Genomic DNA, 22,959 nt, shown 5'->3' on the forward strand with positions numbered 1-22,959 from the left:
TAATATTAATTACAAATTACGAATTACGAATTACGAATTAGTATTATTTGGTTTGGGCAATATCTCTACATCCAAATTGAGTATGACTCTGGGACAAAAAACTAAAATTGCAGGTATCTATGAAGTGTGTATCGGTGTTCCAGACCCAATTTTTGCAATTCAATATTGGGAACAATTCGGTTATCGCATTGGGCAAGTTGGTCAATTACCTGCGGTGACAGCCTATCAATTATATGGGGTAAATTCTGGGTTGCGATCAATTCGCTTATATCATCAAAACGCAGATCATGGTTTGATTAGGTTGATGGTTTGGCAAAATCCGACTAACCAAGGTTTGGGGTTAGCATCGATGAAAATTAAGGGAAATCGTTGGGCTACTACTCTAACCTCTGATATTTTAACTATTTTAAATCATGCCGAAGAAGCGAAAGCGGCTGGTTTTACCGTTAGATACAGCATTCCATACTGGGAGGTTATCTACAACAAAGAACGCAAAAGTCGTCCTTTTATCGAACCAGCGGTAGGGGTGCGAGAAATGTTATTACTGCAACCCTTGACTCGACAAGTTTTCTTTCAAAGATTTGGTTACACACTACCCCATTATGGACACATCAACGACACATCTGCTTTGAAAACCAGCCAATTTACCCACATGGGGATTATCGTTCAAGATGACAGCAAAATTAGCCTAAAGTTTTATGAGGAAATTTTGGGTTTGCTGCGGGTGCGAGATGATGTTGAAACTAGCTATGAATCTTCACCAGCCGGTCGAGATTTATTTGACCTCAAGCCAGGGGAAAAATTTATAGTTACTACTTTTGATGATCCGCGTTCTTCTCAGTCTGACTTGATGGCAGCGCGGAGTGGTAGACTTTACGTGATTCGATTTCCCGAAGCGATGAATTTAGAATCGCGGTTTGAAGCCGCGCAACCGGGTAGTTTGGGTATGTCACTCTATACTTACCGTGTGCAGGGGATACAAGAATATTGCGATCGCATCAAGTCAAGTAAGGTGCTAAATTTTACGAACATCATAGAAAATGAGTTTCGGGAAAAAAGTTTCTCCTTTATTGCACCAGATGGCTATTTTTGGAATTTGGTAGAGAGTAATTTCAACTAGAAACTGGTTTTTCAAACACCATCAAATGCTACTGGGGTAATAAGTTTTTAGTCTCGCGCCAAAATTAGCTCAAAAGACGAAATCGGTCAGTCAACTAGCTAAATCGTTTAACAACATGGCACTTCAGTTACAAACATCTATGGAAACTTTGGAACAACCGGTACAAGAGAGAACAGCAGAATATGCAAATCATAAACTAGAACAACTGGTAAATCTAGATGGTTTGACTCAGGTGGCTAACTGCCGCGAGCAACGCGATTTGGTGAGAATTCTGCATTTAAGGCAGGAGGCAGGAGGCAGGAGGTGTATAATGATGCAATTTCTCCCAACTTCCTACTCCAAACTTCTTGCGCCATGAGTTACAGAAAACAATTTATTTGGCAGGGTGGTGTCAAGCTTGCCATTAATTGCTATCGACTTACCGAAAAATTCCCGAAATCTGAACTTTACGGATTAACTAGCCAGATTAGACGTTCGGCAGTTTCCGTGCCATCAAATATAGCTGAAGGTTATGGAAGACGGACGCAGAACGAATATATCCAATTTCTACACATTGCTTTAGGTTCGCTGAGAGAACTTGATACTCAGTTGATTATTTCTAAGGAAGTCGGATTAGCATCGCCTGAATTATTTACTCCTGTTTTGGAAGAAGTCGATAGGTTTCAAGGGATTCTAGTGTCAAGCATTCAAAAGATCAAGTCTTAAAACCCTTCTGTATCTTGCCTCCTGCCTCCTGCCCTCTGCCTCCTGCCTCACCTCACAAAATCGCATTGCTCCCATAGTCATCTTGGAGGCGATGATTGTCTAATCAGAATAGGGCAAACAATGCAAGCAACCTTCAGACTTTTCTCCTCCCATTACCCGCTTCCCCTTTCAAAATGCTAAATACTTTTTAAGTCAACTTAGTCAAAACTGGGTAATTTTCCCTAAAATCTATCAAGTAAGAGCGCGAGGCTATTAAAGATTGGACGACAACTATCAAACTTACCTGAACCGGGTAGCAAGAATGATGCTGCCAGAAGCTTACAAATCCCAAGTCCAGCACATCCAGGAATCTTCTAAATTTCAACCCCATTCTGGAACTAGACAAGCAGCACCTTTTCCTGGCTATACGCTAATTACCCCAACTGCGGACGAATCAACCGCAAACTCTGCTTTCTATGACAAATTAGCAACTTACCAGCAGCAACTTTTGCAGTTACTGGCGAACTATGATTTATTTGTTCCCGTACCCCATGTTAGCTTCCATCTAACTTTGGCAGACTTAATTTGGGACAACGCATACCTTGACGCTTGCGAAAAAAATCCTGAATTTGACCAAGAATTACGCTCTTGTTGCGCGGAAATCTTTCAACAATATCAACAATCCATAACATCAGGAAATAATTCAATTTACTGGCAAATGTTGGGATTGATTGTTATGCCAAGAGCCTTGGGGGTTTGTTTAGTACCTAAAGATGAAAGTTGCTACGAACAGATTATTCAATTTCGCCGGACAATTTATCAAAATCCAAAGTTAATTGCATTAGGTATTGAACAGCACTATCACTTGACAGCTCACATTACGTTAGGCTATTTCGGTGATATTTCACCAGATTTAGATCGCAATCATCTTAGTGATCTATTTTCTGAGTTGAATCAACAGTGGCTAGAAGATTCTCCAGAATTTCTCATCAACCGCGTCGAGTTGCGGAAATTTGATGATATGACCCACTATTACCGTCAACCAGACTGGCCGAGTTTAGATTTTTAAGTTTGTTCTTGGAAGGTAGAGTCGGAAGCGTGCAGACTAACAAATATAAGTTTTTAATAACCCTTTATTTGTCAGACTGCTTTACCTCCTACCTTCTCATGTTTCAATCCCTAATAGGGATTAGATGAAAATTAAAAGGAGTCTTGTTTGCTGTAACTAAAACTCCTTTTAAATTTATTGATCTTGTGTAAAACCCCGTCCCCTTGTGAGCAGGGATGTAAACACGATCAATAAAGAACTTACCCAAGCGATCGCACGTCAATGTCAATTAAGCCATACTTTTTTGCAGAGGTAAGTCCAACTGTAAGGCTGCTTGGACTTTTTTTACGAGTAAATCAATAGTAACAGGCTTGCGAATAATACCAACTACCTTTTCTTGCAACTTTTCTTCGATGAACTCTTCTTCATGGCCAGTAATCATTAAAATTGGCAGAGATTGTAAAGTTTTATTTTGTTGAATGCGGCGAACGACTTCGTAGCCGTCAATATCTGGCATTGTCACATCTAGCAATAGTAAATCTGGTCTTTCAAATTCTATTTTGGCTAATACTGCATTGCCACTGGTGGCTGTGTCAACTTGATAGCCTTCTATCTCTAACATTGTTTGAATGAGAAAGCAATTTACTGCACAATCATCGCATACAATAATATGTTTATTTGCATTCTGCATTTTACGCTCCTAATTACTATTAATTTGCCTACAATTTCGCCTGAATGTTTTAGATTTTGGTGAATTAAAAGTATTTTAATTTTTCTAATTAATTAATATTTTTTCAAAAATCCCAGTAATTTTTTATCTTTAATTTACTGATGTAAATTTGGTGAAGTTTCCCAGACTAATAAAGCTGATTTCAAGTTGGTGGATTACACCAGCTATGTCTCAAATTCAAGGAGCATCTGTTGTGCATACAAGTTGATTTCAATGTTGATCAAAGCTTTAAACTCTATCCCCTGCATAACTGCTGTCTCAATATAGTAATTGTGTTAGCAGAAATCTTCAAAACAGAATAACAGGATTCAAAAGATACTCTTGATGAATTTTAGAACAGAAGTGATTAAAAATAGTTGGTTGTCAATAAATCCTATCTTCAGACTTAAATATGCCTATTACTAAAGACATAAAATCAAGTGAATTCAACTATGAGTCACAGAAAGAGTCCGTTTTAAGCCTAAAATGGACTCGTGAAGATATTTGTAAATAATAAATAAATATTAAAAAATATTAAGGCTAACTTGGCTCATTGAGGTAAGTATTTGATAGTGTCACAGTAAGTAGGTCGGTGTTAAAAATTGTCGTTATGACAAGGCAGGAGGCAGAGGGCAGAAGGCAGAAGGGAAGAGGTTTTCAACCTACTTTACTTTCCGTTACATAGTTCGGTTTATTTGCACCTTTCTACTTAAGTCACTAATCAAATGTCGTTACTCATTATTTGATACTAAATATAACAAAAATAACGCCATGTGCAGCTTTCTCTCAAACCTAACCCCCAACCCCTTCCCTTGTAGGGAAGGGGAGCAAAAATTAAAGCCTCTCTCCGCGTCGGGGAGCCAGTGCGTTGCGGGGGTTCCCACGACAGTCCGCTCAAGTCGGGAAACCCGCCCATGCGGCTGTCTCCCCGTTGTAGCAACTGGCGTGAGAGGTTTGCAGAGGGGTTTTAAAAATAAGTTGCACATCGCGTAAAATCAGCTGGCGATGCGGGCATTTTTTGACGAAACAATCCCTGGCTTAGATAAAAGCGCAAAATACTCTTATTTAGTAACGGTTCTAAATCATGAACTCTAGGCGGTCTGGTAAGAAATCTCCATCCAAGTCCAATGGGGAGCAACAGGATAATCAAAGCGAACTATTTCCCATAGTCGGGATGGGAGCCTCAGCGGGGGGGTTGGAGGCGTTCACAGAATTGTTGCGTAATCTGCCAACGGATACTGGGATGGCATTTGTGCTGGTTCAACATCTCAGCCCTAATCAAAAAAGTTTGTTGCGAGAGATTCTTTCGCGCACAACCCAGATGCCGGTAGTGGAAGTGCAGGATGGCATGATAGTAGAAGCAAATCATGTCTACGTAATTCCGCCTAATACTCAGATGACTATTTCTCAAGGGGTGCTGAAACTGAGTCCACGGCAGAAGATTCGTGGTCATGTGATGACAGTGGATACTTTCTTTATGTCATTGGCAGAGGAGCGGGGAAACAAAGCGATCGCAGTGGTGCTGTCGGGGGGTGATGCTGATGGAGCGCGGGGACTAGAAGTGATCAAAGCAGCTGGCGGTATTACCTTTGCCCAGTGTCAAGAATCAGCACAAGTCAGTAGTATGCCGAACACTGCTATTGCTTCAGGTTATGTAGACTTCATCTTGACTCCGAGAGAAATCGCTGAGGAAATCGCAAAAATCAGCCACCATCCTTATATTACTCAACCAAATTTCGTAAAAACAGTGGAGATACTACCTGAAGGCACAGATGCTCTCTCGGTAGTTTTCAGTTTACTGCGAGCAGCTAAGGGTGTAGATTTTACCCATTACAAACAGACAACTCTGAAGCGGCGAATTCTGCGGCGGATGATATTGTACAAGTTAGATCGGCTAGAAGATTACGTCCGCTATCTTCAGGACAACCCAGCAGAAGTAACGGCGTTGTATCAGGATGTGTTAATTACGATCACCAGTTTTTTCCGAGATCCTGAAGCCTTTGAAGCCTTGAAGACCCAAGTATTTCCGGTAATTGCCAAGGATAGAACTCCAGACTCGCCCATCCGCATTTGGGTAGCGGGATGTTCTACAGGTGAGGAAGCCTATTCCATTGCTATTTGCTTGCTGGAGTATTTAACAGTTCAAGGAATTAATCCGACCATCCAGATTTTTGCTACAGATATTAATGAGGTAGCGATCGAAAAAGCGCGGATTGGTATTTACAAGCCCAGCCAGATAGTAGATATTTCGCCAGAACGTCTCCAGCGCTTTTTTGTACAGGTTGAGAACGGTTATCAGATCAGCAAGCCTGTGCGCGAGTTGTGTGTGTTTGCCAGACAAAACTTAATTAATGATCCGCCATTTTCGCGGCTTGATTTGATTAGCTGTCGAAATGTGCTGATTTATTTGGGATCATCTGTGCAGAAAAAGCTGCTGCCCATTTTCCATTATGGTCTTAATTCCACTGGCTTTCTGATGTTGGGAACCTCGGAAACTGTAGGTGAGTTTTCGGACTTGTTTGCGCTAGTTGACAAAAAGTACAAGATTTATAGCCGAAAAATGGCTCCGGCGCGGCTGGGTATTGATCTAGTCCCTAGTAACTACCCTGTAGAAACCATCAACCCTCAGCCAATTGTGAGTGAGGAGGCATGGAATAATTTAGAAATGCAGAAGGAAGCTGACCGCATCGTTTTAAACCAATATGCTCCGGTCGGTGTAGTGATCAACAACGATTTAGAGATTCTGCAATTTCGAGGACAGACTAGTTCTTATTTAGAACCTGCACCCGGTAGACCAAGTTTTAACCTGCTGAAGATGGCAAAGGAAGATTTGCGTATTGAGCTACGCACCATCATCCACCAAGCAAAACAGCGTTTAGAGCCGGTGAGAAAGGAAGGCTTGCAAGTTAGAGAGCAAGATCAAGTCAGGCTGGTTAGGGTTGATGTTGTGCCGTTCAAACCAGCCGCAGCCGCAGAACAGTATTTTTTAGTGATGTTTGAAGAGATGCACTCTTCTGTGGCTCCAGGGTCAGAGGTAGGGAGCGATCGCCGTTTCAGGTCTAAGCGAAGCAAACAAACGAGTGACGAGCAAGAATTTATCCAGTTAAGACAAGAGTTAGCAACTACTAAAGATTATCTGCAATCGATTATTGAGGAGCAGCAAGCCACCAATCAAGACCTCAGAGCCGCCAACGAAGAAATCCTCTCTAGCAATGAAGAGTTGCAAAGTACAAATGAGGAATTAGAAACAGCCAAAGAAGAAATTCAAGCCACCAATGAAGAACTAAACACGATTAACGATGAATTGCAGCGGCGGAATATTGAATCAACTCAAGTCAGCAACGATTTACAAAATCTCCTCAGCAGTATCAATATTCCGATTCTCATGTTGGGTGGTGATTTGCGAATTCGGCGCTTTACCCCAGCCGCAGGCAAAATTTTTAATCTCATTCCCACGGATGTGGGGCGACCCTTGAGTGACATTAACCATAACTTGAATCTCTCAGACTTAGAACCACAAATATTAGAGGTGATCAACACCCTCAATTTTAAAACTCAAGAAGTGCAAGACCAGGAAGGTCATTGGTATGATTTGCGAGTCCGACCTTATCGGACAATCGACCACAAGATTGACGGCGCTGTGTTGGTATTAGTTGATATAGATGCGCTCAAACGCAGTGTAGAACAATTGAGAGCCTCCCGTGATTATGCAGAGGCGATTGTAGATACCGTGAAAGAATCCCTCGTAGTATTGAATACAGATTTACGCGTGGTGAGCGCCAATCGCTACTTTTACGAGACATTCCAGGTTCAGCCAGCCGAAACAGAACAGCGCTTAATTTTTGACATCGGGAATGGCCAATGGAATATTCCGCAATTGCGATCGCTACTAGAAAGCATTCTGCCTAACGATACCCCATTTCAAGATTTGGAAGTTGAGCATAACTTTGAGCATGGACAAAAAACCGTGCGCTTAAATGCTCGGAGAATGCCTCATATGGAAAATAGGCAGATGATTCTTTTGGTGATTGAAGACATCACCCAGCGCAAGCAATTGGAAGCAGAACGCACTCAGCTGTTAACCCAAGAACAGTCAGCTCGTGCTGTGGCTGAGACAGCCAACCGGAGCAAGGATGAGTTTTTGTCGATTCTTTCTCATGAACTGCGAAACCCGCTCAATTCTTTGCTAGGGTGGTCACAGTTGCTGCGGACAAAGCGGCTGAATGAAGCCAAGACTGAGCAAGCACTAGAAGCGATCGAGCATAGCGCCCAAGCGCAAGTCCAACTGATTAGGGATCTTTTGGACATCTCACGCATTAGCTCAGGTAGGCTGCGTCTGGAAGTTGAACCAACAGATTTATCCTCTGTGATTGAAGCAGCGATCGAAGTTGTCCAGCTTGCAGCCGAGACCAAAAACATTCAAATTACATCCAGATTGGATAATTCTAATCACAAAATATTAGGTGATCCCATCCGCTTACAACAAGTCGTTTGGAATTTACTCTCTAATGCCATTAAATTCACACCAGCAGGTGGAAGAATTGAGGTGACACTAGAATATTTTGCTTCCTATGCTGAAATTCAAGTGAGCGACACAGGCCAAGGAATTAATGCGGAGTTTCTACCTTATATTTTTGAACGCTTTCGTCAGGCTGATAGCAGCAGAACACGCTCAAATCCTGGGTTGGGACTGGGGCTTTCGATTGTGTTGCATTTGGTAGAACTCCACGGCGGTACAGTTAGTGCAGCAAGTCCAGGTGTAGGACAAGGGGCAACATTTACTGTGAGGCTACCACTGCAAACTAATCTAGAATCAAGTCCAGCACCAAGTGCGATCGCGCCTGTTGTCTCTACTGACAGCACAGAAGTGCCAATTAAGAATATTCCCTCTCTGGCAGGTTTGCGGGTACTGGTTGTAGATGACGATGCAAGTATCCGCCAGTTAATGATCGCAGCACTTCAGCCGGAAGGAGTAGAAGTGACAGCCGCCGCTTCAGCCCAGGAAGCACTGTCCATACTCACAGCCAACCCCAATAGATATGATGTGCTTTTGTCTGACATCGGTATGCCCGATGAAGATGGTTATGACTTAATACGGCAGGTGAGGGCGTTAAGTGCTGATTTAGGCGGACAAATACCAGCCGCCGCACTGACAGCCTATGCCAGAGAGGAAGAGCGTCAAGAGGCTCTCAGGGCTGGGTTTCAAATCCATCTTGCTAAACCTATTGAAGTCAATCAGTTGTTATTGGCGATCGCTTCCTTAACTGGACGTGTGACAAATGATTGAAATATTCCTGCAAAGATTGTGTTTCGATTTCGAGGGCATTGAACCCCGCTCAATCGGCGCTCCTACCCCTCCGCACCCACAATAACATGACGTGAGTTCGATGAGCTATAAAGCCGGAAACCCTTAACCAGCATTGTTTGTGAGAACTAATACCAATTCTCTAAAATCCGGCAACATATTCAAACCCCACAACCCAGACCAAATCAGAGTTTCTTAATTACGAATTACGTTAGCGAGTCCGCGAGCGTCATTACGAATTACGAATTACGAATTGGTATTAGTATACCGACGAGGTGTATAAACTGAGATACTACTATCACCACGTTGGATAATTTTAGTCTGACTAGAACCAACGATAATTACTGTCCGCATATCAGCTACATCTGGCGTTAACTGCTCAAGGGTAATTACCTTAACTGTCTGTCCTGGCCTGCCAAGATTTCTACCCAATACTACGGGAGTCTCTGGTGTGCGATCGCGTAGCAAAATATCTCTAGTGGCTGCAAGTTGCCAAGAACGCTCTTTGGAAACGGGGTTATAAAAAGCGATCGCAAAATCAGCTTGAGCCGCCGCCGCAATGCGTTGTTCGATAATTGACCAAGGTTTTAAAATATCTGACAGTGAAATCGCGCAGAAATCATGTCCTAAGGGTGCGCCAACCGCCGCTGCTGCTGCTTGCATGGCAGAGATTCCCGGCGCAACGTAAATTTCTACACTGTCCCATTCTGCTTTGGGATGGCAATCAAGCACTTCAAAAACTGCCGCCGCCATTGCGTATATACCAGGATCACCGGAAGAAACAACCGCGACATATTTGCCTGTAGCTGCTAAATCGAGTGCCATTGTTGCTCGTGCAATTTCTTCGCGGTTATCAGATTCGTGGCGTTGCTTACCATCAGCAAAAGAACCAACTAAATCGAGGTAAGTTTTGTAACCTACTAAGTCAGTGGCGGCTTGGAGAATTTCTTTGACCTCTGGAGACATCCACTGCGATGAACCGGGGCCAGTGCCAATAATTGCTAATTTACCACGAGGTTGACCGATGGTATGGGGGTCAATCGGTTCGGGCGCGATCGCAAGTGCTATCTCAGCAGATGCAGTAGAAATTAGTTTACCAGATGATTTTGTCGCAGCCAGCGCGATCGCTTGTGCAGGGCTATAACTTTGTGTTTGTAAGGTTTGGGTAAAAAAGCGGACAGGTACACCCAAAGCATTAGCCACAGCATGAATTGTAGAATTGGTTGCGAGGGTGAGGGGTGCAAATATCCCGGCTACAGATGCGGGTGCAAGTTCAGTTTCTGCTAGTAGTTGTTGTACTGTAGTTAAAGTAACAGAAGGGTGAGTAATGGCGATCGCTACAGTTTTGGGATGATAAACTAGACGATTAGCTGTAGGATTCACCAAGCGTTCTGAAACTTGAATGGTCAAATCTCCTTCAGAAGCGATTGGCAATTGACTATTACTCAACCAAGGTGCAGTTCCCTCTAACTTTACCTGCGCCCCAGCTAACAAATCTGAAATAAATTTTTTAGCATCATCTGGATTTGCTAAATGATAGCCAGCCGGAGGAGACAACAGCGCCGTGCGGAAACGGATATCACCTGTAGTTGTAATTGCTGCTTGCACATTCAATACCTCAGCAATACAGCGTGCCAAATCATTAACTCCATTCAGTCCACCCAACAGGGGTACAACAGCACTACCATCTTCCGCCACAGCTAACACTGGCGGTTCCTGACGCTTATCAGAAATCAAAGGTGCTAAGGTTCTAATGAGAATACCAGCAGCACAAATGCCTATTAGTGGTGTTCCCGCAGCGAATAACTCCCGTAGTGTTTCGCCAAAATTCGTAAAACTGACATCAACGCCAGATGTGCGATGTGCTAAACCATATAAAGTTGCTCCTGGTAAGGCGCTGATTATTTTGCGGGCTATTGCTACGCTATTTTGACCTAGTACCACAACAGCAGGTGCAACCTTCGTGATCATAAGAGTTCTTGAACTTGAATAGATATCGGATCAAAGTTAATATCCTTCAAATCAAACCACAGATGTACTGCCTTTTAACGTTAATTCTGAGCAACATCTTCTACTTGTTGATTGCACCAGTAGGCAGAACCATCCCGCTCTCTGTTAATTAGTCCTTTTTCAAACATTTCTCGTCGCAACAGAGCATGATCGCCGAAAGTGTGATGATCATTTAAAATCGCATTTACTTGTTTCTCAGTGTAAATTATACCTACTTCAAACTTCGTTGCTAAATATTCCAACACTAGCCTTTGGAACTTGCCTTTATTCCGCTTTGAAGGCCATTCTTTCACACGTCCTTGTTCATCTAGATAGCGTTGAATTTCAACAAAGTAGTTCATGTCTTTTAGCTAGATGTGTAATCACATCTGTGCAATCTGATATTGCTGGAGATGGCGATCGCATATTACCGCATCTGCCCCTCTGTAACCAATTAATCCTCCTAAAGAAATTTGCTAGGACAGCATAATTTAGTTTTGATTAACAATACCTTTGCCAAAATAAGAGGGTGAAGAGAGAGGGCTGATGTAGTAGAGTTATTGTCTTCCCAAACGACAACTCAAAAGCCACAATCAACCCATGCCCGACATTTTATCACTAACAAACTTATGGGCTGGATAGATTTTTTTCTAGCCTAGTTAGCAAACCTAAGCTAAAAGAGGCAGAGCATTTTGTTAAAATCACACCTAATCCCTATTAAGGATTGAAACCTCCAGGAAAAATACACCAGTATCCACCACCAACTGGTTAAAATCACACCTAATCCCTATTAGGGATTAAAACCAAGCACATGAAGACAATAAAATCTCAGATTAACATTATTATGAAGTGAATCTTTCACGCGTAGACAACGGTATTTAAATGAACGATAAAACCTCGACTAGTCGCAAACATGTAGAAAGTGAAGAATCGCTTAACTCAGTTCTCAACTTTCTCCAAGTACCTTTTGAGATAACAAACTTGATCAATGGTGAACATGGTACTGCTCAGGTTCTATCCATCAACGAAAGTACTGGTGAATCTACACAAAGAGCTATCATAAAAAAAGGTTGGAATGCACCTATTGGTCATTTCACTACGGATGTGGAAATTTTTGTACTTACTGGCACACTTTACCAGGGTGGGTTTTCACTCCGCAATCTTAGTTACTCTTTCATTCCAGCTGGCATACCTACTGGCCCTTGGAAAACAGAAGAAGACACTATTCTTTTGTGGATGCCAGATGCTACCCCCACTTATATCACAGAAGACTACGCCAGCCTTGAGCAAATCCCTGAAAGTTCTGTATATCATGTGAATATGCAGACTCACCCACGGATGACTGAGTATGTGCCATTGCAAGAACTCCATGCGATGAAATGGGAAAGCACAACATTCTTACCTCCAGGTTCAGCGCGTAAAAGCTTGTATACCAATAAAAAAACCGGACGCGCCACATGGATTCTTGGCTTAGTACCTATGTGGATTGAAGGTAACTTTTATGCTGGTCATCCTACCACCGAGGAGGCGTATGTTATTTCTGGAGATGTGCTGGGACATTGGTCTATGAGCGATGATCCTTTCAATAGACGCTATAGCGCAATGTGCAAAGATGGCTACTACTGGCGACCAGCACACATTCCACACGGCCCCTTCTGGACGGAAAGTGGCGCACTACTTCTGTTTCGCACCAACGATCGCTTAGATTGTTATTGGATACTGCATAACCCAGATATTACGCAGCAAGATCAAGCACGTCTCCATACGGCGCTTGATCAAAAAACGTGAGTAGTCAAAAGTCAAAATTAAGAAATCTAGGTAACAAATAATAAATGACAAATTAAGCTTCTAAGACTTTATCCCACTCTAATTGATGAGCTAAACCATACTTGATAAAATCTTCTACTTTAGCTTTATCGCTTTTACCAAACACACCTAAGCTGTAAGGATTATCTTGCATACGCTGTATGACTTGCTCTTTTTCAAAGCTAATTACCTCTTCTCTTGGCTGATTTGGTTTAAAAAAGTCTACAACCAAGACAGTTCTATCAAAATTGGTGTAATTGTGGGGGCAATGTGGATAGCTATGATCTAAAATCAGGAATTCTCCTTCATGCCAATAAAGCTGCTCATGGCAGATTTTCATTGCTACATCTCCCTCTGGTACAATCAATCCTAAATAGCCACGATTTGTATGCGGGTTATAGTTTACATGCAGCTTGATATCTAACCCTGGGTGGAATGTACCAAAATATACGTTTCTGATGATATTTTCATTGAGAGAATTCACTGTTGCGATCGCCTGCGCCAAATTGGGGAAATACTTCTCTCTAATTGCCAGTGCTTTTGCTGAGGCATCATCTACCCCATAATCAGGATATTGTATTTGATGTAATTGAATATATTTTTCGATAAACAAACCTTGAAATAAAATACCAAAAGCACTATATTTACCGTTCCCCTTAGTTTTAATTGTTTTACTTTTAGGCCCCAAAACATCGTAAGTAAATTTTAACTCTTCATTAGATGCAGACTTAATAAAGTGTGTAAACTCCTCTCTTATTACTTTCCAGTTATTTTGCAAGTTTTTAAGAAAAGGAAATTGCTGTGGGTCTAAATGATACTCATTAAAAATTTCCATTGTCTCTTATTTTGGGATTATGTACTTATTTTAGTGTGAGGTCTACTATGTCTGAATCTCCCTTATTAGATCGAATTATTAAAAATGTGCGGGTTGTTCGTCCTCATCATGATGCTGTTGAACTACTTGACTTAGGTATTAAAGATGAGAAATTTGCTCAAATTGCGCCTAATATTAGTCCAGACCAAGCTAAAGAGGCCTTTGATGCCAAAAACCTACTAGGCTTTCCTGGGGTTGTAGATGCTCACATGCACATTGGTATCTATCAACCTCTTGACCAAGATGCTGTAACTGAAAGCAAAGCCGCTGCAATGGGGGGAGTCACAACTAGTCTTAATTACATCCGTACAGGACAATATTATTTAAATAAAGGTGGTTCTTACCAAGATTTTTTTCCAGAAGTATTAGCATTATCCGCAGGTAATTTTTTTGTTGATTACAGCTATCACGTTGCACCTATAGCTAGTCAACATATTGACGAAATACCTCTATTGTTTGAAGAACATGGGGTAACTTCATTTAAAATCTTCATGTTTTATGGCGGCTATGGGTTGCATGGTTTGTCAGACCAGCAAAACCTGTTTTTGATGATAAATAAAGAAGAACGCTACGACTTCGCTCATTTTGAATTTATTATGCGTGGTATAACTCGCTTGATGGCAGAACACCCAGCAGCGCGAGATACTATTAGTTTGAGTTTGCATTGCGAAGTTGCAGAAATTCTCAACGCATACACCAAAATAGTAGAAAATGATTCTAGCCTGAATGGACTGCACGCTTACAGTGCAGCGCGTCCACCTCATTCGGAAGGGTTAGCAATTTGCATTGCTTCTTATTTGGCACATGAAACTAACTGTGCAAATATCAATTTGTTGCATCTAAGTTCTCGCAAAGCAATGGAAGCAGCTTTGACTATGCAAACTGCTTTTCCTCATATCAATTTTCGGCGAGAAGTCACCGTTGGACATTTACTATTAGATGTTGATACACCTAATGGTACTTGGGCAAAGGTTAACCCTCCGATTCGTCCTCGCGCTGATGTGGAATATTTATGGCAAGCGGTACTAAATAATCAAGTAGATTGGATTGTGAGCGACCATGCTTGCTGTTCTGCTGAACAAAAAAGAAGTGCGAAAGACCCGAATAATATTTGGTTAGCAAAGTCTGGTTTTGGCGGTACAGAATATTTACTGTCGGGTGTATTTAGTGAAGGTAGTAAGCGAGGGATGTCTTACAACCACATGGCTAAATTGCTATCTTGGAACCCATCGCGGCGCTTTGGTTTGTTGGAAAAAGGAGATATTGCTGTTGGTTATGATGCTGATTTAGTGTTGGTAGATCCTAATGAAAGCTTTGTGGTACGCGCGGCTGAGTCAGAATCACAGCAAGGTTATACACCTTTTGAAGGGATGGAGTTAACAGGACGGGTGAAGAGTACCTTTTTGCGAGGAAATTTGATTTATGACAATGGACAGGTTTTGGGTTCACCAACTGGGCGTTATATCAAAAGATTTTAGAGTAATTGACTTGATTGCTTGATAGGTAGGTGCGATCACACTCACGATTTTATTCTTAAATTTATAAGTTTCTACTTAAAGTCCTCAATACTATATTTCATCTACTGAGTTATTATCTAAAAATTCAATTACTAACTTTGATATTTCATCAGGTATTTGGTTCATCATAGCCATAGTTCCGCTTTCAATATTAATTATCCTTGCATCAGGAACTGCTACTAAAATAAACTTTCTATTATCTACCTTAGCAAAACCTAGCCTTTCTATTTCTTTTATATCTTCTATACCAGATAATATTAGAGTTGGCGCTTTAATTAAACAGAATCTTGCTTCCATTCTTTGGCAGTAGTCTATAACAGCTAAAGGTGCATACCAAGGATAGCCAAAACATTTTAATTCATCTAAAAGCCAACGATGCTTTAATTCAGCAGAATTTATATAGCCGGATCTAGCTAACCATCTTTCCATGAGATATGAACCGTCTGCTTTTATATTCAAACCTTCACACATCTTGGATATAGCTACTTTTCCTTCTTTACTAAAGTTATCTATATTGCATAATATAATTTTTTTGACTCGCTCGGAGTAAGCTGCTGCTACTTCTGCTGCTACATAAGCTCCTGTATGGTGTCCAAGAAGACTTGCAGTTTTGATTCCTAGTTCGTCTAGGAGTAAAATAACAGTTTTTGCGTAATCCTCAATTGAATACATTCTTGGTGGTTTATCAGAATCTCCTAACCCTAAAAGATCCATAGCAATGACTAGTCGTTTCTGAGCAAAAATTGGTATTAACTCACGGAATTCATCACTACTTCTGAAGTTTTGATGCAGCAAAAGGATAGGTTCTCCCGCACCGCTAATGCGATAATGAATTTGCCCATCTTCTGTATCTAAAAAAGCTCGTTTGATTGGTTTATTCATAGTATCTTGATAAATATTTTATTTACATCAACCTGCGTTTAACTTCGTCAGCTAAATCTGCTAATGCTACTTCTACTTGTTCGCCTGTTTGCAAATCTTTGAGTGATGATTTTTGCGCTGCGGCTTCGTCAGCACCAATAATTACACAAAATCTGATTCCTTGTTTGTCTGCGGCTTGGAATTGTTTACCTAAGGGGCGTTTTTCAAAGTTTGTAATTACATTAATGCCTGTTTGACGCAACTGTTGGGATACTTTTAAATAAGTTGGCATTAAATCTTCCTGCATATTGACTACTACTACCTGGGCTGGTGTTGGCGGTAGAGTATTCAAAATACCGGCTTTAAGTAATCTACTAATTAAGCGAGTTAAGCCGATGGAAATACCGACACCTGGCATTTTCTCACCGATAAACATCCCGACTAATTCTTCATATCTACCGCCAGAACAAATGCTGCCTAAAGCTTCGTGTCCAATGAGGGTTGTTTCGTACACTGTGCCTGTATAGTAATTTAATCCACGGGCGATCGCTAAATCAATACAAAAACGCTTGTCGGCAACTCCCAAGTTACGCACACCTGCAATCACTGTTTCTAGTTCGGTAACACCTAAACTAAATTGCTCGGCTTCTGGTAAGTTTTGTGATAAGTGTTTGAGCTTATCTAATACCTCATCAACACTGCCATCAATTTTGATAAAATCAATAATTTTTTGAGTTTGCTCTGGTGATATCCCTTCTTTTTCTAATTCTTGTTTAACTTTGGTTTCCCCAATTTTCTCTAAGTTATCAATGATGCCAATGCAAGCTTTAATTTGATTTTCGGCAATTTCTAATGATTGAAAAAAACCAGTTAAAATTTTGCGGTTATTGATGCGAATTAAAAAATCACCAATATTAACTGCCTCAAATATTTCTGTGATAATTGCAGGCATTTGAGCATCATATAATAAGCTGAGTTCACGCCGTCCAACTACATCGATATCACATTGACGAAACTGACGAAATCTACCATCTTTTGCTCGTTCTCCGCGAAATACTACATCCATTTGATAACGAGCAAAAGGAAAAGTTAACTCATTCAAGTGACGAGCAATATACGCCGCTAAAGGAACAGTTTGGTCAAATTTTAAAGCGCGTGCTTCGGAACCTGTTTCGCCTGCCTTGTCTCTTTCTGCTTGGCGATTTGGTGGTAAAATTGGGTCGATGCCATAAATAATATTGTCTCCTTGATTACCTTTGGCTTGTAATACTTCTAATCTTTCTACTGCGGGAGTTTCTATAGGTGTAAATCCGTAACTTTCATAAACTCTACGGATGGTATCTAATAAATATAATTCTAAGCGCTTTTCGCTAGGCAGAAATTCAGGAAAACCACTAGGAGTTGAGAAGTTAATTTTGTCAGTCTTTGCCATGCGCCTATCTTGTCAATTTAAAGTTAAAGATGATGAACTACTTATTTTTTCATAAAATGGTGCGTTAATGTAGTGTAACGCACCCTACCAAATTTAAATATATTTCTGACTGTTTCAATTACTAACTTAGCCTTTGTTCTTGAATTAGGGTACGTTGGTAAATTTGATGATTTTTAAACCATTGCCAGGTGCGGGCGCGATGGTTATTATCAGGGCTAATTTGAATCATTTCATATAAATACATTGCTGGTGCTGTTTTATAAGAAAACCATAAAATTAAAGTAGAATTATCTACTTCCCAGGCTTTTCCTTGGATGCGTTCTGTATCAAACCAGAGTGTTTTATCACGATACATTCCAGGAAATTTATGTTCTTCTTGTTTACCATCAGACCATTTGTAGCGATTGATTTGGTAGTAAGAATCAAGGCTGTTGTCTGGAAACTGGCAGCTTAAATGAGATTCATGTTTATCTAAAATTTTGCCTTCTAAGTCTACTAGTGTATATGTTCCTATCCAATCACCTTCATGACGAGCCAGCACGGGCATTTCTTGACGTATGTTAGACATGATAAGACTTATTAATGATGATACCGCGATCGCCTGACCGCATTTTGTAAGTATGATACCCAAATTTTTGTAACATTTGGTCTGCAATACGAGTGAATCGGTCTGCAATGCGAATTCGTTGGCTGCAATGTTAATGCTTTAGCTTGCAATGCAAATGCGTCGGGCTGCAATGTTAATGCTTTAGCTTGCAATGCGAATGCGTCAGACTGCAATGTTAATGTTTTGGCTTGCATTGTTGCCGCGCTAAACTAATCGGTAGATAACTGCCCCAGTAGATTCATGATTACCAATCTCCATTAAACCGTCATTGCAAAGACTCTCTAGAAGATTACGGATTTCTGGCGCTGGTTTTCCAGTTTCAATTACGGCATCAACAAGGGAAATACTACCACCTTTGTTTTGAGCAAGTTTCAAAATTGTTACCATGTCGCTTTGGGGATTTGGTGCGATTTGAGGTAATTGCTGTGGCTGCAAAGATGCTGTATCTGGAAAGGATATTTGTCCTGGTATTTGACCACTAACTTGGCCACCAAGATTGACCACAACAGTTTGGACGTTGTTTGGAGTTGGATTAGAACCTCGCAATGCTAGGTACTTCAAATTTTTCTCGTCTACCATCCCAGGGATAAGCGCCAAGTCCACTAGCTGTCCGAAGCCAAACAAACCCCAAGTAAATAGCCAAATCACTCCTGACACGGGCTTACCACTGTAAAATCGATGCACACCTGCAAAGCCAATCAGCCAAAAAAGCCACAGTAAATAGGCTGTTCCTTTACTAGCCACGATGATTAGTTCCTTGTTTGCCACTGACTTTGTAGTTATATCAAATTTGAAAAAAACTTTTTAGGTAAAAAACATTTTGGTAATAAATCATAACCAGTGTTTTGACCTAAGAAAGGCAGAGGGCAGGAGGCAGAAGGCAGAAGGAATAAAATATATTTTTGCCCTCTGCCACAGGGTTTCAAGCCCCTGAATTTATTTATGGGGTTTTCCCTTCTGCCCTCTGCCTTCGTACTTCTGCCTTCTCATGGTGCATAATTACAGAATGATTTTGTTGCTTTTGTGAGATGGGCATCTTGCCCGTCCTTCACGAGTCCTACATAATACCAATTCTCTAAAATTAGGCAACACATTCAAACCCCACAACCCAGACCAAATCAGAGTTTCTTAATTACGAATTACGTTAGCGCAGCGTTAGCGAGTCCGCGAGCGTCATTACGAATTACGAATTGGTATAACCAGTTGAAAATGATGACACAAGACCCTAAAACTACTTTAAAAGTTGCTCACCAAGCATTTGAACATTTTACACATGGTCTAGCCACTGGAGAATGGCAAGCATTTCTGGATATGCTTACCGAAGATTTTACCTTTTGGTTTCCGATGGGAAAATTCCACGGGTTGAATGTGGGAAAAGAACGCGCCCAAGAATTTCTTCAATACGTTTCTGAATCTTTCAGTTCGGGAATTACATTAACTTCTCTAGACCGCGTTACCAGTAATGATGCAACTGTTGTATTCGAGTTCCGTGATGAAGGACTGTTATTAGGACAACCTTACAAAAATCGTGTCGCAGTTTCTTTTGATATATGCGGTGATAAAATTTGCTGCTATCGAGAATATTTTGGTAGCGATGGTAAATCCTATTGATTTTGTCAATAAAATCAGAATTTCTGAGATTTTGTGTAGGCGGAGCATCGTCGAAGACATTGCTCTCTTAAAATAATTCTACAAAAACTCTGCCGACAAAACTAATTGAGTTCTTTTAACTCTTTGCACTTAGCCTCAGCGGCTTGATACGCTGCTAAATACTCTTTGCCACCCAACATCACATCACCATAGTATTCATAAGGTGTTGAGCCATAAATTGGTAGCGGATTATCTTCGGGATAATCTTCTTTTGATTCTTCGATAATAGCTTTTAATTGTTTGACGTTCAGACTTTGTGCTGGAAAATACCAAAGCTCTTGAGTAGTTTTGTGTAGGTGCGGTAAGTTGGGGTCAATGATGCGTGTGAGGGAGTTGTCACCAGAGGTATCATTTAATTCAATCCAACTGTGTTCAACAGGGCGATAGGGTTTGCCAGGATAAACTAAAAACCCTTGAACATAAATTGCTCCCTCTGTCGCTAATGCTGCTTTGTAAGCATTATCAAAAGTTTTATGTGCCTTACTTTTGATGCTTTTAGCAATCTCAAGCGAGAGGGTTTCATCCAATGCTTTATTCATTTACAGCGGAAATTTAATTGCATACTTATAATATTCTATCACTGACGCACTTTGGATTTAGTAGACTGACAGATGGAGCGATAGAGAAAAACTACTAACCAAAAATATTACTTAAGCGTTATAAATGTAAATAATTTTACCTCTACAGTGAGATGGCAAATATAGAACTCTAAAGCTACGCTAGTGTTGACTATACAGTTGCTTAATCAGCATCACGGTTGTGAATCATCAACACAGCAAAAACATCCTCGACTATCAATTGAAAGCATTATCAGACACGGGATATAAATTTAGCTGGTTTGACTGGTTTTGTCTTTGGTATCCACCAGGGTGGTTAGTTTTATTTAACCGCCACTGGCAACGTTATCACAGCGACCCGGATGGTTGGAATTGGCTAGAATACATATTATTTTTGATACCTAGTGGGTTTTATTTAGCGCTGCTGATGCGATGGTTGCGCTTGGGTTGTCGTCCACCGAGAAAAGAAGTTGGTGAATTTAATCCCAACTATCAACAAGCTTTTCGCAATGAAATTTTAGTTCCTATCGTTAAATATTATTTTCGGGCAGAACTACAACAAATTGATAACTTACCGCAAACAGGGTCAATGATTGTGGCCATGAATCATGCAGGGATGTGTTTTCCTTGGGATTTTATCACTTTGGGTTATCTCTTAAGTCAAACACGCGGATGGGTAGTGCAACCATTGGCAAGTGTATCTTTATTTGACCATCCTTGGATGATTTGGTGGCTACCACCGAAATGGTCGCAGGTTTTAGGTGCAGTGCGAGCCGAGAGCAGAAATTTTGAGGAGGCGATCGCTCAAGGTAAAATTTTACTATATGCACCTGAAGGAATACGCGGGCCGGGTAAAGGTTGGCAAAAACGCTATCAACTGCAAAAATTTGATGTCAGCTTTATTCAGTTGAGCGATCGCTATCATATTCCGATTTTGCCAGTAATTTGCATCGGTAGCGAGTCTTTACATCCTTGGACTGTTAATAGCAAAAAATTGCAACGACTAATCAAATTACCATTCTCACCCATATCGCCATTAATGTTTATTTTGCTCCTCTTTCCCTCAATGGGAGTGTGGGCGATGAGAACTCGTCTACAATATTTTATCCAGCCTTTAGAACAGCAGATTAATTCGGATAAAGACCGTGCAGCAACTTATCAGCAGGCGCAACAATTTCGAGATAAACTACAAACTCAACTCAATCAGATTTTGAGTAACATTTTATAGAGACGTAAAATTTTACTTTTCTAATCTTTTCTTTGCCAAAAATTCTTGAACAGTCAGAATCTTAATGCTCCGCCAAGGATTTAATATTAGCAAATCATTGTTTCCAGTAACAATATACTCTGCTTTCCCACTCATAGCTAATTCCAGATATTTATTATCTTTTGGGTCTCGGCATTCATCAATCTGTTCAGTCACATCAATAAACTGTGTGGTTTCTGTTAAATGCTCAAGAAATTCTTGCCGCCGCGATAAAGTGAGATATTTATCAAACTTTGGACGATATAAAACCTCTTTTAACTCTGAAAAGACAGAACTGGAGAATATGATCAGACCAATATTCTGAGCTTGATCTAATGCCTGACGTGGCTTGCTTTGATTAAACAAAAATGCGCTAATCAGCACGTTAGTATCAAAAACAAACCGTTGTTTATTAGTCATCATTCAAAATTGATTCTAAAATTTCAGGTGTTAATCCTCGCTCTTGTGCTTCTTGACTTGCTTTATCCATAATGTTTCTGAGGCGTGTGATGCACTCTTGTTTGGGGATTGTAAATTGAGACTGCATAATTGCCGCAATTTTGAGTTGCAATTGCTGTCTTTCTTCTTCACTAGCGTTATGGTATGCCTTTGCTACCTCAGAGGGTACTTTGATGATAATTTCTTCTTTGGTAATCATTGTTTGTTCGCTTTCATAATTTACCATCTTTAATCATGTTACTACCTAAGCTAAAAGTTAACATCAGAAGGCTTTTTGGCGTAAAAACATTAGAGCAATTGCGATAAAATTAGAATTAATTTATGCTCACATTAACTCTACAGAACCAGCACCGAAGCGATAACCTTTCCCGTAAACTGTGTGAATTAGGATAGTTTCTTTGCCTACCTCAATCTTTCGGCGCAACAGGCGAATTAATGCTGCTATGACATTACTACTCGGTTGTTCTTCATCTTGCCACAGATGTTCCATAATTTGGGCATGAGTGAGCAACTGTCCTGTATGTTCCATGAAACATTGCAGCAGTTGACTTTCTTTTTGCGACAGTTCAATAATGCGCCCTTGACGATAAGCTACTTGGTTGTCGCAATCGAGTTCTAAATCAGCAACAACAAGCCTTCCGGAAGTGGTTTCATAATTTTGAGGGGAACCGCCACGACGCAATAAAGCCCGGACTCGCGCTAATAACTCCCGTAATTCAAACGGTTTTACCAAATAATCATCTGCACCAGCGTCTAAACCTTGCACGCGATCGTCTAAAGTATCTTTAGCTGTGAGAAATAGCACTGGTGTGGTTTTTCCATGTTGTCGCAATTCTTGACAAATCTCCAACCCCGTTTTTCCTGGGAGCATCCAATCTAAAATTAGTAAGTCATAACTACTGGCTGTAGCTAGTTGATTACCATTCATCCCATCATAAGCCGCATCTACAGTGTAACCTTCACGAGTTAACACGCGACTTAGGGGGTCAGTTAATTCTGCTTCGTCGTCAACTAATAAAATTCTCATGCTGTTTGATTATTGTCATGCAGAATTCAGAATTATTAGAATCATTTCTCATCTTTAATTTAGACGAA

Annotated in this window: 20 protein-coding genes; 8 read left to right on the forward strand and 12 right to left on the reverse strand. The window is 40.8% G+C overall.

Going from position 1 to position 22,959, the window contains the following annotated elements; genetic code table 11:
• The first annotated feature begins 82 nt into the window (after positions 1 to 82).
• The 3 genes from IQ259_RS08100 to IQ259_RS08110 all read left to right on the forward strand — a co-directional run bounded on the left by IQ259_RS08100 (position 83) and on the right by IQ259_RS08110 (position 2,873).
• Positions 83 to 1,120 carry a VOC family protein gene (locus IQ259_RS08100; RefSeq protein WP_193883437.1) on the forward strand — a complete coding sequence of 346 codons (1,038 nt, stop codon included), beginning with the start codon at positions 83 to 85 and terminating at the stop codon, positions 1,118 to 1,120.
• Positions 1,121 to 1,474: 354 nt separating this feature from the next.
• Positions 1,475 to 1,825 (forward strand): four helix bundle protein, encoded by a 351-nt coding sequence (locus IQ259_RS08105; RefSeq protein WP_193883542.1) that lies wholly within the window; start codon positions 1,475 to 1,477, stop codon positions 1,823 to 1,825.
• A 259-nt stretch (positions 1,826 to 2,084) separates the two neighbouring features.
• A complete protein-coding gene (locus IQ259_RS08110) occupies positions 2,085 to 2,873 on the forward strand; it encodes a DUF1868 domain-containing protein (RefSeq protein ID WP_193883438.1) in 789 nt (262 codons plus the stop codon).
• A gap of 268 nt (positions 2,874 to 3,141) precedes the next feature.
• Here the strand turns inward: IQ259_RS08110 and IQ259_RS08115 are convergent, their stop codons facing one another.
• Positions 3,142 to 3,543 carry a response regulator gene (locus tag IQ259_RS08115; RefSeq protein ID WP_193883440.1) on the reverse strand — a complete coding sequence of 134 codons (402 nt, stop codon included), beginning with the start codon at positions 3,541 to 3,543 and terminating at the stop codon, positions 3,142 to 3,144.
• A gap of 1,102 nt (positions 3,544 to 4,645) precedes the next feature.
• Between IQ259_RS08115 and IQ259_RS08120 the strand changes: the two genes are divergently transcribed.
• Positions 4,646 to 8,848, forward strand: a complete 4,203-nt coding sequence (locus IQ259_RS08120) for a chemotaxis protein CheB (RefSeq protein WP_193883442.1) — start codon at positions 4,646 to 4,648, stop codon at positions 8,846 to 8,848.
• A gap of 264 nt (positions 8,849 to 9,112) precedes the next feature.
• Here IQ259_RS08120 and cobJ read toward each other — a convergent pair whose 3' ends face one another.
• The gene (gene cobJ / locus IQ259_RS08125; RefSeq protein ID WP_193883444.1) at positions 9,113 to 10,837 is read right to left on the reverse strand and encodes a precorrin-3B C(17)-methyltransferase; all 1,725 of its coding nucleotides are present in this window, start codon (positions 10,835 to 10,837) and stop codon (positions 9,113 to 9,115) included.
• An 80-nt stretch (positions 10,838 to 10,917) separates the two neighbouring features.
• Positions 10,918 to 11,217, reverse strand: coding sequence for a DUF2087 domain-containing protein (locus IQ259_RS08130; protein ID WP_193883445.1), 300 nt, complete (start codon positions 11,215 to 11,217; stop codon positions 10,918 to 10,920).
• 520 nt (positions 11,218 to 11,737) lie between these two features.
• On the opposite strand from IQ259_RS08130, the gene IQ259_RS08135 reads away from it, so the two are divergent.
• Positions 11,738 to 12,643 carry a DUF4437 domain-containing protein gene (locus IQ259_RS08135; protein ID WP_193883447.1) on the forward strand — a complete coding sequence of 302 codons (906 nt, stop codon included), beginning with the start codon at positions 11,738 to 11,740 and terminating at the stop codon, positions 12,641 to 12,643.
• Between the two features lie 52 nt (positions 12,644 to 12,695).
• Here the strand turns inward: IQ259_RS08135 and IQ259_RS08140 are convergent, their stop codons facing one another.
• Positions 12,696 to 13,496 carry an aspartyl/asparaginyl beta-hydroxylase domain-containing protein gene (locus IQ259_RS08140; RefSeq protein ID WP_193883449.1) on the reverse strand — a complete coding sequence of 267 codons (801 nt, stop codon included), beginning with the start codon at positions 13,494 to 13,496 and terminating at the stop codon, positions 12,696 to 12,698.
• A 47-nt stretch (positions 13,497 to 13,543) separates the two neighbouring features.
• On the opposite strand from IQ259_RS08140, the gene IQ259_RS08145 reads away from it, so the two are divergent.
• Positions 13,544 to 15,013 (forward strand): amidohydrolase family protein, encoded by a 1,470-nt coding sequence (locus IQ259_RS08145; RefSeq protein WP_193883456.1) that lies wholly within the window; start codon positions 13,544 to 13,546, stop codon positions 15,011 to 15,013.
• A gap of 90 nt (positions 15,014 to 15,103) precedes the next feature.
• Here IQ259_RS08145 and IQ259_RS08150 read toward each other — a convergent pair whose 3' ends face one another.
• From IQ259_RS08150 to IQ259_RS08165, 4 genes are all read right to left on the reverse strand, one after another.
• Positions 15,104 to 15,934: an alpha/beta fold hydrolase gene (locus IQ259_RS08150; RefSeq protein ID WP_193883458.1), complete on the reverse strand. Its 831-nt coding sequence runs from the start codon at positions 15,932 to 15,934 to the stop codon at positions 15,104 to 15,106.
• A 22-nt stretch (positions 15,935 to 15,956) separates the two neighbouring features.
• Positions 15,957 to 17,345 (reverse strand): histidine--tRNA ligase, encoded by a 1,389-nt coding sequence (gene hisS, locus IQ259_RS08155; protein WP_193883460.1) that lies wholly within the window; start codon positions 17,343 to 17,345, stop codon positions 15,957 to 15,959.
• A gap of 121 nt (positions 17,346 to 17,466) precedes the next feature.
• Complete coding sequence (locus IQ259_RS08160; protein ID WP_193883462.1) at positions 17,467 to 17,913, reverse strand: DUF3598 family protein; 447 nt, start codon at positions 17,911 to 17,913, stop codon at positions 17,467 to 17,469.
• A gap of 243 nt (positions 17,914 to 18,156) precedes the next feature.
• On the reverse strand, positions 18,157 to 18,720 hold the full coding sequence (locus IQ259_RS08165) for a TM2 domain-containing protein (protein WP_370568012.1): 564 nt from the start codon (positions 18,718 to 18,720) through the stop codon (positions 18,157 to 18,159).
• 444 nt (positions 18,721 to 19,164) lie between these two features.
• Here IQ259_RS08165 and IQ259_RS08170 point away from each other — a divergent pair, with 444 nt between their 5' ends.
• Complete coding sequence (locus IQ259_RS08170; RefSeq protein ID WP_193883546.1) at positions 19,165 to 19,563, forward strand: nuclear transport factor 2 family protein; 399 nt, start codon at positions 19,165 to 19,167, stop codon at positions 19,561 to 19,563.
• 101 nt (positions 19,564 to 19,664) lie between these two features.
• Here IQ259_RS08170 and IQ259_RS08175 read toward each other — a convergent pair whose 3' ends face one another.
• A complete protein-coding gene (locus IQ259_RS08175) occupies positions 19,665 to 20,141 on the reverse strand; it encodes a hypothetical protein (protein ID WP_193883464.1) in 477 nt (158 codons plus the stop codon).
• 220 nt (positions 20,142 to 20,361) lie between these two features.
• Here IQ259_RS08175 and IQ259_RS08180 point away from each other — a divergent pair, with 220 nt between their 5' ends.
• Positions 20,362 to 21,387 (forward strand): 1-acyl-sn-glycerol-3-phosphate acyltransferase, encoded by a 1,026-nt coding sequence (locus IQ259_RS08180; protein ID WP_193883466.1) that lies wholly within the window; start codon positions 20,362 to 20,364, stop codon positions 21,385 to 21,387.
• A gap of 12 nt (positions 21,388 to 21,399) precedes the next feature.
• Here IQ259_RS08180 and IQ259_RS08185 read toward each other — a convergent pair whose 3' ends face one another.
• The 3 genes from IQ259_RS08185 to rppA all read right to left on the reverse strand — a co-directional run bounded on the left by IQ259_RS08185 (position 21,400) and on the right by rppA (position 22,891).
• Positions 21,400 to 21,828 carry a putative toxin-antitoxin system toxin component, PIN family gene (locus IQ259_RS08185; protein WP_228014431.1) on the reverse strand — a complete coding sequence of 143 codons (429 nt, stop codon included), beginning with the start codon at positions 21,826 to 21,828 and terminating at the stop codon, positions 21,400 to 21,402.
• Positions 21,818 to 22,090 (reverse strand): hypothetical protein, encoded by a 273-nt coding sequence (locus IQ259_RS08190; protein WP_193883468.1) that lies wholly within the window; start codon positions 22,088 to 22,090, stop codon positions 21,818 to 21,820. Before IQ259_RS08190 ends, IQ259_RS08185 begins: the two co-directional genes overlap by 11 nt.
• Before the next feature lie 99 nt (positions 22,091 to 22,189).
• Positions 22,190 to 22,891, reverse strand: a complete 702-nt coding sequence (rppA, locus tag IQ259_RS08195; protein WP_193883470.1) for a two-component system response regulator RppA — start codon at positions 22,889 to 22,891, stop codon at positions 22,190 to 22,192.
• Positions 22,892 to 22,959 lie beyond the last annotated feature (68 nt).

The organism is Fortiea sp. LEGE XX443, assembly GCF_015206815.1.
Lineage (GTDB): Bacteria > Cyanobacteriota > Cyanobacteriia > Cyanobacteriales > Nostocaceae > Nostoc_B.